Origin of the sequence: Phyllobacterium lublinensis, assembly GCF_020164435.1 — a bacterium.
Taxonomy (GTDB): Bacteria; Pseudomonadota; Alphaproteobacteria; order Rhizobiales; family Rhizobiaceae; genus Phyllobacterium; species Phyllobacterium lublinensis.
On sequence record NZ_JAIUDQ010000007.1, the window covers coordinates 91,163 to 104,731 of the forward strand.

The window sequence follows — 13,569 nt, forward strand, 5'->3', positions numbered from 1 at the left end:
TGGGCGCGCATAAATCCAGTCAAATAGCGACAGTTGTTGATATTCCGACAAAAGTTGCATGTAGGAGGTGTGTGAGGCTTCAAGCGACGATCCAAGTCAGGTTAAAGCACGCTATGGCAAAACTTTATTTCAGTTACTCGGCAATGAATGCCGGAAAGTCCACATTGCTCTTGCAGGCTTCCTACAACTACCAGGAGCGTGGCATGCGTACGATGCTGTTCACGGCCGCGCACTATGCCGAGAACGGAATTGGGCGCATCACTTCCCGCCTTGGCGTCAGCGCCGAAGCGGAGCTCTATCGTGAGCACGACAATCTGTTCGAGCGTATCGCTTCGGCCGACAGTGAAAGCAGGCTGAGCTGTGTCTTCATCGACGAAGCGCAGTTTCTGACCAGGGACCAGGTCTGGGAGTTGGCGCGTGTTGCCGATCGCCTCAGTATCCCGGTCATGTGCTTTGGGCTGCGTACCGACTTTCAGGGCAAGCTGTTTCCTGGCTCTTCAGAGCTGTTGGCGATCGCCGATACACTGCGGGAGATCCGAACCATCTGCCATTGCGGCGCCAAGGCGACAATGGTTGTGCGACACGACCACCAGGGCAAGGCACTGATCGAGGGCGATCAGGTGGCGATTGAAAAATCCGTCTATGTTTCCCTCTGCCGCAAACATTGGGAAGAGGAGACCGGGCGCATTGCGCCTGATGCGCCCTCGGCAGTGTAAATCGAACTTGTTGCAGGTTTTCTTCCCTGGCTGTCATTTTCCGATAGGCTTTTTTTCGCAATGTGGCATGTCTATATTCGCAGCGAGCAAGAAATTTTTCTTGGGCATTCAGGGGAAGAGATAGATGGCGACTTTGCAAAGTTTTGATGCCGAGATCGAAAAGACCAAGACCATGGTCAATGAGATGCGGACGAAAATCGACCAATCGAGCGTTGTGCTCGACAAATTCGCCAAGGCTGACGAAAAGATCGGGGCTTCGGACTTCGACATCGAGAATGCGCGCATAGACGATGTCCTGCGCCAGCAGAAGGTAATGGAAGGCAATATTGCCGAACTCATCATCGGCCTTGAGGACGCAACCAACGTCTTCGGCTCGGAGTTCGAAAGCATGAAGGGCTTTTCGGGCTGGGAAAAATTCGTTGGCGTCTTTTCCAAGCAAAAAGCGCAGCGCCTGCGCTCCGACCGCGTTCGCAACATGTCGCTTGCGGGAAATCTGCAGGAGCTTCTCTCCAAATCCGATCGCATTGTCGGCATCCTGAAGGAACAGAAGGCGGTCCTTGATGAGCGCTACAAGACTTCGGAGGCCAGCCTCGCAACGGTGATCGAACGGCGCAAGGCGACGATCGCCAATCTGGAGGCCACACAAAAGCGCATCGAGGAGCTCAATCCGCTTTTGCTTGACATTGAGAACCGCATCGCTGCGTCAACCGACCAGGGAACCCGTACCGAGCTTGAAGGCGAACGGTCAAAGCTTGCTACCGAGTACAATGAACGCCAGGCCAAGGAGCAGGAACTCCTTGCCGAGAGCCAGACGCTCGAACGCTACACCTCCATGTTCCAGACTTTTGTCGATTCGCTCAACAACCAGATCGCGGCACAGAGCACACTGATCAACAAGCTGGCGATCGATACAGAACAGCGCATAGTCCTCTACAAGGCGCTTGAAGATTCCTTGAAGACAGCAGCCCAGCAAGACGTGGCCCACAAGATCAACACGCTGGGCAGCAAGGTGGATACTGCGGCGGAGGAGACCATGGCCGGCGTCGGTGCTGCTGCACAGAAGCACATCGGCGACCTGCTCGAAATGCACGAGAAAAACATGGTCAGTTCGCAGGACATCCAGCGCCGCAAGAAGCTGGCCGATGATGCCTTCTCACGCCGGTTTTCCGAAGTCCTGAAGAAGCACAACTCCGCCGATTACGTGTAGAGCTAGCGCGATGAACGGCAATGCAGACCTCGCGGCAGCGGAGCGCTATTTCGGCGCCATCCGCGCTGCGTTGGATGGTTTGGAAGTCTTTCTGAATAACCAGGATTCACCGCTTTACAAGCATGGTCTGGTGGCACAGACCGTCTCAGAGTATCTGCAGCGGCTGGACACTTCCTTTGAATGCTGGCGCAACCGATTGGGCTTTGCCGAACGCTTTCGCATATCCAAAGCTGAGAGCGGCTTTCCGGTTTTTCAGAACGTCCTCGAACTTGAGAACGATAAGAGAGACGCGAAGCAACGGCTGGCGGCGATTCCGCCGGCGGAAGCACTGCGCAGTGAAATGGCAGATTTCATTCTGCGTAACCGAGATTTCCCGCGCGCCTTGCAAAAATCGATGGCAGAACGGATTTACCTCGAAACTGTCGCGCAAGGGGAGGTCTTCTCGCCCTTCCTGCTTCCCGTCACCATCCGTGTTTCGGTCAATCCGAAAACGATGCGGCCTTTCTACGTCGTGCATTGGGGAACCTTCGATGGGGCGGCCAACCTGCCACTGATCTATATGGCAGTCATTGAAGACTCCTCCGAAAACATGGTGGAGACGCTCGTCGACAAGGATGGAAAACTGAACAGCGAGGTCAAGATACCGCTGCCGGTTGGGGGACTTCTCAACCCCGATCTCGCCCGCCGCTTCGATGATTTTGCCGCGAAGAACTCCGCGTTTTCCCTTTCGCCGGTCACGATTGCGACAAGCCTTGATCAGGATTTTCCCGAACTTCACCCCAAGCAGCTGCGGCGTGTCGTGCTTGGACCCTTCTATACCGCCGGGATCACGGAACATAACCAGAAGGTTGCCGACGTGCTCGAACTTGTTCGCAGGCCGGAGGATGCGTGGCTTCTGACATGGACCTTGCAGGAGGTCTTCTCGACGGCGGAAAAGCCCGGCAAACGCGGCCTGTGGTCGTCCGAGCCCTCGCGAGAGGAATTCCACATCAACACTGATGACCTTGAGGCAACGCGGCAGGGCGTGAGCCATTATGAACGGCACGCCCTGGTGCCGCATGAAGCCTATCAGGCGCTCTATGCCTCCGGGGAAGCTGCCCGGGTGTTTGACGGCTTTGCCACGCATATTCTCTCCAATGGCCAGGTAATCAGCGGCATTTGAGACCGATTTTTAGGAGGAACGAGCATGGATGTCGGCCTGACCACGATTGAGGAAAAGGACATCGTCAAGCATCTTGCCGTTGCCCAGGCGATGGTGACGCGTTTCGTTTCCCTGGACGCCGGTGAGGCGAAGTCCGGTACCGAGATTGCAGGAACGGGCAGGCGGTTTGTTCCGACCGTTTCGACAGGTGGCCTGCGCAAGACGCGGGAAGTGGAGCTTGCCAACACGATCCACTCGGTGCGGCCGGATGATCAGATGCTGTCGGTCGCCCAGCACACGCTGCTGTTCCGGACACGGCGTGGTATCGCCATCGCCCTGGCCGTTGCCGATGTCTTCGGGCGCCAGACGGACCTTGAAAGCCTCATGGCGCGCAATGCCTCAGCACCGTTGCAGGGCGATGAGGCCAGCCAATTCAAGCGGCTATTGTCCGCCGCTTCCTACGTCGCCGCATTTACGCTTGCTGCTTATCTCGGACAACTGATCGAAGCGGATGTGGAGCCGGCCAATGACGTGGCGGTTCCTGAATTCGTTTTCGACACGGCGCATGACGCGCTGAAGTCCGTGGTTGCCGGGCTTGACCGTGCAATTTCGGGGGCGGGTGACGAACAGGTGATGCTGTCCCGCGCCAAGGCTTACTCCGCGCTGGCCATCGATGGATTGCTGCAACGCAAAGGGCGCTTTGACGGACTAGGCAGTTTCGAGGACATCCACCTGCGGCTGGACAGCGATGACTTCACCCTGGATGGCTTCGACGTTGCGCCGTCGAAGAAGCGCACGCCGCTGGTGATGACGTTCAAGAAGCCCGATGAGGTAGTGGGCAATCACATTGCGAAATACCAGGCATTGAAGCTTTCGAAGATGCTGATGGCCTATGATTTTGACAGGCAGCTCAATCCTTTTGTCGAGCTGGGCGGCTTTCTCTTCACGTTCATCGGCGATGGCGCGCCGGGAACGGGCAAGACCACGCTGATCCAGATGATCGCCGGTCTTGTGAACGATTATTGCCAGGTGGCCGGCTATACATTCCACTACGAGAACTTCGGCGTGGACCAGATCTCGTCCTATCAGGGCAAATCCGGCCAGAACTGTAAGCAATTCGTGACCAATGTTCTCAACCCCCGGGCGATCGGCTTCGGCACGATCGATGATATCGATCAGGTGGCCGCCAAGCGCTCTGACGACCGTGCCTCATCAGGTCAACACGAAATCACAGGGGTGCTGATGGAGGCATTTTCCGGTGCCTCGACTGTAGTGCGCGGCAATTGTGCTTTTGGAATGTTTTCGAACTATCCGGAAAATGTCGACGACGCCCTGAGGCAGCGCGCCGGGGCGCGGTGGCTGGTAGACGGACCCCAGACACGCGACGATTATATCGACATTTTTGCCCTACTAGCCGGGAAGAATCACAAGATTCCCCTCGGCGACCACAAGCTGTTTGAAGCCCAACAAATCGAGCGGGCAGTTGAAACCGCCTATGATGAACTGTCGAAGCCCCAAGAAGAGGGGCTGAAGATTGTCTATGACCGGTTCATCGCGGAGAATGGTGAACCCGAAACTCTGACTGACATAGGCACCTATCTGCACATGATAAAGGAGCGGGAACCACGCTTTACGGGCCGTGCCATCAAGAACGTCACGGACGCAATCAAGATGCGTGCCATGGATGTTGAGTTGCCGGACGAATGGTTTGAAAAGCCGGAAGCGTTCATGCACAAAAGCTATGATGACAAGAAGGCGATGATCGAGGCGTTGCGCAAGCCGTTCACGATGGAAATGGTGCTGCAGGAAACCAATCGGTACGCCGATTCCGAGTTCCGTTACGCGGACAAGTCCGATGATGCGGCAGTGGAAAAAATGATCCGAGACGCGCGGCTGCGCGAGCGGGCGGTGCGCGAAGTCGAGACCCTCAAAGCCAAGGGGCAATGGGACGTCTGATGGACCTTCTTTATGAAAACGAGTTGATCTACGGACGGCTGCTGACAGTGGACCAGCCGCATCTGATCGAACGCTACAATCGTGCGCTCAAATCCTTTGGTTTCCGGGCGACGAAACTCAAGAGCTTTGACATTGACCGGACCGGCTTCTCGCCGGAGATCGCCAGGGAACTGAAGGATCCGTCCTATCTCGATCCGAATGGCGTCAACCGCCGATTCATCATCCTGACACCGGCCCAAGCGGATTTGCCGGTCGTGCATACACAATTCTCCAACACGTCCCAGTTGATGTATGAGTTTTTCACGAGCAATGCCCGCGCGATCAATGCCTTGACGATCAAGGACGTCCTTTATGGGGAGATCGAGGACTCTGTTTCGGTTGTCAATGACATCGAGGACCTCCTGTCCATCAATCAGGTGGAGTTCCGGGTCCTCTCCGCCGAGAATGTGATGGGCCAGGCAGCCGAACTGCGTCTGCTGGTCGACCGGTTACAGAACGAGCCCGATGCCTGGCGCAACAACGAACTTCTGAACCGCATGGTCGAGCTTTCCAAGGTAACGGGAGACATCCGCGAGAATTCGATGGTCCCGGACAAGGTTTTGTTCCGTCACAGGGCTTTCTGGACCAGCCATTTTGGCGGGACGTATATTTTCGTGGATGACAACACGACGACGGTTATCGGCGACCCATCGGCGCCAGGATTCCGGCGCTCCCGCCCTTGGCAGGTCAACTACATTTCGATCAGGGACGCCGAACAGGTATTCCAGTTTCTTGCCTCCACCTCGCGTATCGAACTGCCACGTGCCTCATGGATCGAGAAGTCCGGCTATCTGGAAAATCGCGGGGAGATGATCATCCGGCATCTCATCCAGTCGCTGGAGCCTGAAAGGGATTTGACAGATATCGACCGCATCTGGCTGCAAACGTGGATCCATGCCAATGCGGGCCTGATCAATCATGATGGTACCTGGCCGTTCCTGAACTCGGTCAAGCGCGAAGTCGGCCAGACCGGTCAACTGAACATGGCGGAGATCGATCCGAAGCGCCGTTTCCTCGTCGTCCGCGCGCTGCCACAGCACCCCGACGCCTGGCTGGTCAATCACCTGATCAGTGATTTTGTGCCCTGGGATTTCCTGTCGCGTTATGTCTTCAACAAGCAGGGATTCTTTGCCGACTATGAGGGCTGGAGCCCCTCCTATCAGAAGCACGTTGTCGACATTCTGAAGACTACATATCTGAAGGACAAGGAAACGCTGCGGAAGAGATTATACGGGTTGACGTCGTAGCTTTGGGTTAGCCAACCCGTGACCATCTTCACCGGCCCAACAATTTGTGCTGATGTTGGAGGTGGCGTGTTTCCGGAATGCATTGTCGTTCCTTGTGAAACAACCTATGTGGGTTAATGAAGGGCTGCTGAAACGGCTCTATGGACTTGAACAGTAACAAGGAAACACAATGCTCGAGCCCGTGATCAATTTCTTCAGCCGCGTTTTCTACTACATTGGGCGCGGCATCGGTTTCGTGATCGGGTTGCTGCTGTGGCCGTTCATATGGCTCGGGAGGTGGTATGGACAGCGTGGCATTATCCTCAAGGCTGTTCTCGGTCTCACAGCCGTCGTCTGGCTCGGCCTATATGGCTATTTCTTCTATAACACGCAGGTCTGGAGCAATTTCAATCCGGATTACGTCGATACCTATGACCTCAAGAGCCGGAATACGCCGGCTGGTGAGCCGGTTGCCGCACAGGCAGCTGCCACCGGGGCGAGAACATGCGCTCGCTCTGCAATTGTCGAGGTAACCGCCGACCTTATTGATCTCAATGTCAATCAGAATGGCTGGATATCGTCCATGCTCCTCTACAAGCTCGGTTTCTTCGGGATCGACTGGGACGATACGCCCTTCCTGGACAACAAGGCTTCTTTCCAGCGTGGTATCAACAATGCAGTGCGGCGCACGGCGGTTGAGCTTGTGGATACACTTGGCCGTGTGCGGGGCACTTCGCAGATCGATGCTGATTTGCAGAAAGCGCGCGGCAATCTGCAATTTACCGAAGACGCATGGTATTTCGGCTTGAATCCGTTCGGTCCGAAGACGCCGACCCCAAGCTATTACCGCGCGGCCGTGAAGGATCTGCGGACCTTCAATTCCAAGCTGGAGAATTGCAACGCCATATTCGATGCGCGCGCCGACAATCTTATCCAGTTCATCGATCGTATCGCCAATGATATCGGCGCGACTTCCGCGATCCTGAAAGACAGGTCCGAGAACAACAATTACGGATGGTTTGACACGCGGGCGGACGACCGCTTCTGGTTCGCCTATGGGCAGCTCTATGCCTATTACGGCCTGATGAATGCGGCACAGGTCGATTTCAATCAGGTCTTGCAGGAGAAACATCTGACGCCGCTTTGGGACGGCATGGACGGCCAGCTCCGAGCCGCGCTGAATATCAAGCCGTGGATCATCGCCAATGGCAAGGAGAGCGGCTGGCTCTTGCCAAACCATCTGACGACGATGGGCTTCTATATTCTCCGCGTCCGCTCGAACCTGATCGACATCAAGCAGGTCTTGCAGCAGTAGTGGACTTGGATTTGCAAGATTGCTTTATTTGTTGTGGAGTGAGGGCGAGCTTTCGCCCACCCTCGTTTCCTAGACTGTGAATTGGACCCGGAGGAGCACTTGCCAGCGATTCCGGATCCTCTTCACGTCCAGGGTGATGCTGAACGGCAAACACCGCACGCGCATACATCTCCAAGGTTAAAGGCATGGATGATGCCGCAGTCGGAGCAGCCTGTGGCGAATGCTGTACCCGGTTGCGGAGGGGTGTGCTGTCAAACCGGCAGAGCCGAGGATTCCTTGACTTCTTCCATCACCGCATAGGTGTGGGTTTCGCGCACTCCCGGTAGGGAAAGAAGTGCATCCGAGAGAAAGCGCCGGTAGTGCTCCATATCCGCGACGCGCGCCTTGATCAGGTAATCGAAGCCGCCAGCGACCATGTGGCATTCCATGACGTCCGGATTGCGGCGCGTTGCAGCGGCGAATGTAGCAAAGACGTCAGGGGTGGTCCGGTCCAGCTTGATTTCGACGAACACAAGCATTGCGCGATCAAGCTTTTTAGGCGACAGTTTCGCCGTGTATCCAAGAATATAGCCATCACGGGTCAAGCGCTTGACGCGTTCGGTTGTCGCGGTCTGGGACAGGCTGATGCGCTCGGATAATTCCGTATTGGAGAGGCGTCCGTCCTTCTGCAGCTCGCGCAAAATCCTGCGGTCGAGACTGTCCAGATTTTTCATCACTAAATTGTTCCCCATTTTTAGTTTTTTGCACCAACTACACAACATTCATTGGTGAGAATGCCCGTTTGGAATAGATTATATGGGAAAAATCAATAAGGGGAAGCCTGATGACCGTGCAATTGCCGACTACCAATGATTTTTCTGCGCCCTATGCCGTCGATGACCAGCAACTCGTTGCGTCGCTGCTGAAGACGATCAGCCTCCCGGAAGAGGTAAATCGCCGTATCGATGCGCGAGCCAGCAAGTATATCGCCACGATTCGCAAGGAGGCGAGCGGGATTGGCGGTGTTGAGGATTTCCTGCGCGAGTACGGTCTGTCTACCCGCGAAGGACTGGCACTGATGGTCCTGGCGGAAGCACTGCTGCGGGTGCCGGATGCGGCTACCCAGGACAAACTGATCGAGGACAAGCTCAAGCAGGGCCACTGGTCCGAGCATGAGCCAAGTGGTGATACGTGGTTTGTCTCAGCATCCGCCTGGGCGCTTGGGCTGTCGGCAAAGGTCATCAAGCCGGGTGAAACGCCCGAAGGGGTCATTTCCTCCTTGGTCAAGCGTATCGGTCTGCCAACTGTACGCACGGCCACCAAGCAGGCGATGCGCTACCTTGGACACCATTTCGTCCTTGGTGAAACCATCAAGGATGCCCTCAAGCGCGCCAGCAGCAATGAGGCAAAGGGCTATCGCCACTCGTTCGACATGCTGGGCGAGGGTGCTCGAACCCGCAAGGACGCGCGCGGTTATTTCAAGTCCTATTCGGACGCGATAGACGCCATCGGCCGGGCAACGGGCAACAAGAAACTCCCGGATCGCATGGGCATTTCAGTCAAGCTTTCCGCGCTGCATCCGCGCTATCTTGCGACCCATCATGATCAGGTCATGGCAGAACTGGTGCCGGATCTCCTCGCCTTGGCGCAGAAGGCCAAATCCTATGACCTCAATTTCACTGTCGATGCCGAAGAAGCCGACCGGCTGGAACTGTCGCTGGACGTGATCGACCGGGTCTTCGCGGATCCCTCGCTTGAGGGTTGGGACGGATTCGGTCTCGCCATACAGGCGTATCAGAAGCGGGCGCTCGAAGTGATCGATCATATCGACCGGCTGGCAGCGCGGCACAACCGCAAGATGATGGTGCGCCTCGTCAAGGGCGCCTATTGGGATACGGAAGTGAAAAGGGCGCAGGAACGCGGCCTGCCTGACTATCCGGTCTTCACGCGCAAGCCGGCGACTGACGCGTCTTATCTCGCCTGCGCCAAGCGCATGCTGGATGCGCGCCCGCGCATTTTCCCGCAATTTGCCACGCACAATGCACTGACGGTGGCGATGATCCTGGAGATGGCAGGGTCGGATAAGACCGGCTTCGAATTCCAGCGCCTGCACGGCATGGGCGAGAGTCTCTACAAGCAGATCACCGAGAAGAACGACAAGATAGCCTGCCGTATCTATGCTCCAGTGGGCGGCTATCGCGATCTGCTGGCCTATCTCGTACGCCGTCTGCTCGAAAACGGTGCAAACTCTTCATTCGTTTCGGTGGTAGGCGACAATGACGTGCCGATTGCTGATCTGCTGGTCCGGCCAGCCGAAAAGCTGAACGACGGCAAGGGTTACAGGCATCCAAATATTCCGCTACCCGCGAAGCTCTATGGCAAACGTGCCAATTCCGCCGGTGTCGAACTTGGCGACCGGAAGGAGCTTGCCGGATTGCTGAGCGGCGTCGCCAAGGCCTCTCGCAGCGTCGATGCAGTTCCGCTGATTGACGGTATCAAGGCTGCCGGCAAATCCCAGAACATCGTCTCACCCGTCAACGGATCGATCGTTGGCACCGTGGTGTTTGCTACTTCCGATGAAGCTGCCAAAGCCGTAGGCATTGCCCGCAAGGGCTTCGCATCGTGGTCGCGCGTACCCGTGGAGATCCGGGCCAAGGCACTGGAGAAGGCGGCAGACCTTCTTGAAGACAAGCGCAACCTGTTTCTCGATCTCCTGTCACGCGAAGCGGGCAAGACGATCGATGATGGAATTGCGGAAATCCGCGAGGCGGTCGACTTTTGCCGCTATTATGCTGCCGAGGCACGGCGGCAATTCGGCACCGACAAGATCATGCCCGGGCCAACGGGCGAGGACAACAAATTGCGGCATCGTGGCCGGGGTGCTTTCGTGTCCATCAGCCCGTGGAACTTCCCGCTGGCAATTTTCCTTGGCCAGGTAACGGCAGCTCTCGCCGCAGGTAATACGGTCATTGCCAAGCCTGCCGAGCAAACACCGCTGATTGCCTACGAAGCTGTTCGCATTTTGCACGAAGCCGGCGTGCCGAAGGACGCAGTCCTTTATGTTCCCGGCGATGGCTCTGTTGGCGCTGCGCTCACGTCACACACCGATATCGCCGGTGTTGCCTTTACGGGATCGACAGACACGGCTTGGGCAATCAACCGCACTCTGGCTGCCAAGAAGGGACCGATTGTTCCCCTGATTGCAGAAACAGGCGGCCTCAATGCCATGATCGTTGATGCAACGGCGCTGTCGGAGCAAGTGGCGGATGATGTCGTGATGTCGGCATTCCGGTCCGCGGGGCAGCGCTGCTCGGCCCTTCGTATCCTCTATCTGCAGGAGGATATTGCCGACAACATGCTCGAAATGATCGAGGGTGCCGCCAAGGAGCTGACGCTGGGCGATCCGGCGCTGCCTTCGACGGACATCGGGCCGATTATCGACGAGGCACAGCTCGGGATGCTTGCGAACCATATTGCGGCGATGCGCAAGGGCCAGAAAGTCCGTTATGCCGGCGATGCACCGAAGGACGGGCTGTTCTTTGCGCCGCACATCGTCGAACTTGACCGTCCGCAAGCGCTGGAACGCGAAGTCTTTGGTCCCGTACTGCATGTGGTTCGTTGGAAGGCCAAGGACCTTGACAAGGTCCTCGATCAGATTGCGTCAACCGGTTACGGACTGACGTTCGGGTTGCACACACGCATTGAAGCAACGGTCACGAAGGTCATCGACCGGCTCGACACCGGCAATGTCTATGTTAACCGCAATACAATTGGCGCTGTTGTCGGGACACAGCCGTTTGGCGGCTCGGGTCTTTCGGGAACGGGGCCAAAGGCAGGCGGCCCAGCCTACCTTTCACGCTTTGCACTTGAGCAGGTGGTTTCGGTAAACACCGCCGCTGCCGGTGGCAATGCAAGCCTGATTGCCATGGGCGAATAGGCAGTCCGAGAATCGCGGCAATTGGGGATAGTCAGTTCGGGCTATCCCCAATTTGCATTGAGAATGCTATTTGAGTAGTTCCGATTTTGGGGGGACTGTCGATGGCTATGGTCAAATCCGATATTGAGATTGCGCGTTCGGCTGCGAAAAAGCCAGTTCTCGAGATCGGTGCAAAAATCGGCATTCCACCCGAACACCTTGCACCCTATGGATACGATAAGGCCAAAGTGTCTGCGGAGTTCATCCATTCAAAGCGGGGCGCGAAAAATGGCAAGCTCATCCTCGTCACGGCGGTAAGCCCGACGCCGGCAGGTGAAGGCAAGACAACCACGACAGTCGGACTCGGTGACGGGCTCAATCGTATCGGCAAGAAGGCGATTGTCTGCATCAGAGAGGCGTCGCTCGGCCCCTGTTTCGGGACCAAGGGGGGAGCCGCAGGCGGCGGTTATGCGCAGGTCATCCCCATGGAGGATATCAACCTGCATTTTACCGGCGACTTCCACGCGGTGACTGCGGCGCACAACCTGCTCGCGGCAATGGTCGACAATCATGTCTACTGGGGTAACGAGCTGAATCTCGATACACGTCGGATCACTTGGCGCCGCGTAATGGACATGAACGACCGTGCCCTGCGTGACATCGCTTCGTCGCTCGGCGGGATAGCCAATGGATTTCCGCGGGAGTCCGGATTCGACATCACAGTTGCATCGGAGGTCATGGCCATTCTTTGTCTGGCGACTGATCTGGGCGATCTGGAACGGCGCTTGGGCGAAATCATTATCGGCTATCGCTTCAACAAAACGGCAGTCTATGCCCGCGACCTGAAAGCCGACAAGGCAATGGCGGTTTTGCTAAAGGATGCAATGCAGCCAAATCTGGTGCAGACGCTGGAAAACAACCCGGCATTCGTCCACGGCGGGCCGTTCGCCAACATAGCCCATGGCTGCAACTCGGTCGTCGCCACGACAACGGCGCTGAAACTTGCCGACTATGTGGTGACCGAGGCCGGATTTGGAGCAGACCTCGGAGCAGAAAAATTCTTCGACATCAAATGCCGCAAGGCAGGGTTGAATCCTGCGGCTGCTGTCATCGTAGCAACCGTCCGTGCGATGAAGATGCATGGTGGTGTGGCGAAGGAAGATCTCGGTCGTGAAAACGTTGCCGCAGTCAAGGCAGGCTGCGCCAATCTCGGGCGCCACATGGAGAACGTCCGGCAGTTTGGCGTGCCGGTGGTTGTGGCCATCAATCATTTCACGGCAGATACGGATGCCGAAATTGCCGCGGTGAAAGCGTTTGTTGCGGCGCATGGCGCCGAGGCGATCCTATGCAAGCACTGGGCGCAAGGCTCCGCTGGAATCGAGCAGTTGGCTCATAAGGTGACCACGCTTGCCGAAAGTGGAGCCGCACAGTTTTCACCGCTTTACGAGGATGAACTGTCGCTGTTCGACAAGATCGAGACGATTGTCAAACGCATCTATCGCGGCGCCGAGGCGGACGCCGATGCCAGCGTGCGCGAACAACTGCGTCAATGGGAAGACGCCGGTTATGGCGATCTGCCTGTATGCATGGCAAAGACCCAGTACTCGTTCTCGACGAATCCGCATTTGCGTGGTGCGCCGGTCAATCATGTCGTCCATGTGAGGGAAGTGCGCCTCTCCGCCGGGGCGGGATTCATCGTGGCGATCTGTGGAGAGATCATGACCATGCCCGGCCTGCCGAAGTCCCCGTCAGCCGAACGTATTCATCTCAATGGCGATGGATTGATCGAGGGCCTGTTCTAGGTCCAACGACACACCACGCTCCAAACCTTGAATGTCGATTGGATCTAGACTGCAGGCATCTCTTATTTTTGCTGTTGCAAGCAGCGCCGCATGCAGCTAACAATCAGCGCCATGAACACGCGCATTCTTTCAAATGGCTGGTGGTGGGCTCGCTGATAGCGGCCACGCAGCCTTTTGCATTTTTGTGAAAAGGGATCAGGGCCGCAACGGGTTTTCCGGGCGGCCTTTTTGTTTGACCGCCAGAAGCCCCCAAGGCCCAAATGCAACAGAGT

Annotated in this window: 9 protein-coding genes; 8 read left to right on the forward strand and 1 reads right to left on the reverse strand. The window is 56.7% G+C overall.

The annotated features are described in order from the left end of the window. Positions 1 to 113 precede the first annotated feature (113 nt). From K9U38_RS11390 to K9U38_RS11415, 6 genes are all read left to right on the forward strand, one after another. Positions 114 to 716 (forward strand): thymidine kinase, encoded by a 603-nt coding sequence (locus K9U38_RS11390; RefSeq protein ID WP_224494447.1) that lies wholly within the window; start codon positions 114 to 116, stop codon positions 714 to 716. A gap of 124 nt (positions 717 to 840) precedes the next feature. Continuing rightward, on the forward strand, positions 841 to 1,923 hold the full coding sequence (locus K9U38_RS11395) for a hypothetical protein (RefSeq protein WP_224494448.1): 1,083 nt from the start codon (positions 841 to 843) through the stop codon (positions 1,921 to 1,923). 10 nt (positions 1,924 to 1,933) lie between these two features. Then, complete coding sequence (locus K9U38_RS11400) at positions 1,934 to 3,085, forward strand: hypothetical protein (protein WP_224494449.1); 1,152 nt, start codon at positions 1,934 to 1,936, stop codon at positions 3,083 to 3,085. A 24-nt stretch (positions 3,086 to 3,109) separates the two neighbouring features. Then, positions 3,110 to 5,020, forward strand: a complete 1,911-nt coding sequence (locus K9U38_RS11405) for an AAA family ATPase (protein ID WP_224494450.1) — start codon at positions 3,110 to 3,112, stop codon at positions 5,018 to 5,020. Beyond that, positions 5,020 to 6,306, forward strand: a complete 1,287-nt coding sequence (locus K9U38_RS11410) for a DUF6638 family protein (protein ID WP_224494451.1) — start codon at positions 5,020 to 5,022, stop codon at positions 6,304 to 6,306. Before K9U38_RS11405 ends, K9U38_RS11410 begins: the two co-directional genes overlap by 1 nt. Before the next feature lie 169 nt (positions 6,307 to 6,475). Next, on the forward strand, positions 6,476 to 7,600 hold the full coding sequence (locus tag K9U38_RS11415; protein ID WP_224494452.1) for a DUF2333 family protein: 1,125 nt from the start codon (positions 6,476 to 6,478) through the stop codon (positions 7,598 to 7,600). Positions 7,601 to 7,851: 251 nt separating this feature from the next. Here the strand turns inward: K9U38_RS11415 and K9U38_RS11420 are convergent, their stop codons facing one another. Continuing rightward, a complete protein-coding gene (locus tag K9U38_RS11420; protein ID WP_027233468.1) occupies positions 7,852 to 8,313 on the reverse strand; it encodes an Lrp/AsnC ligand binding domain-containing protein in 462 nt (153 codons plus the stop codon). A gap of 110 nt (positions 8,314 to 8,423) precedes the next feature. On the opposite strand from K9U38_RS11420, the gene putA reads away from it, so the two are divergent. Continuing rightward, positions 8,424 to 11,516, forward strand: coding sequence for a bifunctional proline dehydrogenase/L-glutamate gamma-semialdehyde dehydrogenase PutA (gene putA, locus K9U38_RS11425; protein ID WP_224494453.1), 3,093 nt, complete (start codon positions 8,424 to 8,426; stop codon positions 11,514 to 11,516). 101 nt (positions 11,517 to 11,617) lie between these two features. Beyond that, on the forward strand, positions 11,618 to 13,297 hold the full coding sequence (locus tag K9U38_RS11430; RefSeq protein ID WP_224494454.1) for a formate--tetrahydrofolate ligase: 1,680 nt from the start codon (positions 11,618 to 11,620) through the stop codon (positions 13,295 to 13,297). Positions 13,298 to 13,569 lie beyond the last annotated feature (272 nt).

Coding starts and splice junctions, on each gene's coding strand:
- K9U38_RS11390 (WP_224494447.1), top strand. CDS start 114: ATGGCAAAACTTTATTTCAGTTACTCGGCAATGAATGCCGGAAAGTCC.
- K9U38_RS11395 (WP_224494448.1), top strand. CDS start 841: ATGGCGACTTTGCAAAGTTTTGATGCCGAGATCGAAAAGACCAAGACC.
- K9U38_RS11400 (WP_224494449.1), top strand. CDS start 1,934: ATGAACGGCAATGCAGACCTCGCGGCAGCGGAGCGCTATTTCGGCGCC.
- K9U38_RS11405 (WP_224494450.1), top strand. CDS start 3,110: ATGGATGTCGGCCTGACCACGATTGAGGAAAAGGACATCGTCAAGCAT.
- K9U38_RS11410 (WP_224494451.1), top strand. CDS start 5,020: ATGGACCTTCTTTATGAAAACGAGTTGATCTACGGACGGCTGCTGACA.
- K9U38_RS11415 (WP_224494452.1), top strand. CDS start 6,476: ATGCTCGAGCCCGTGATCAATTTCTTCAGCCGCGTTTTCTACTACATT.
- K9U38_RS11420 (WP_027233468.1), bottom strand. CDS start 8,313: ATGAAAAATCTGGACAGTCTCGACCGCAGGATTTTGCGCGAGCTGCAG.
- putA (WP_224494453.1), top strand. CDS start 8,424: ATGACCGTGCAATTGCCGACTACCAATGATTTTTCTGCGCCCTATGCC.
- K9U38_RS11430 (WP_224494454.1), top strand. CDS start 11,618: ATGGCTATGGTCAAATCCGATATTGAGATTGCGCGTTCGGCTGCGAAA.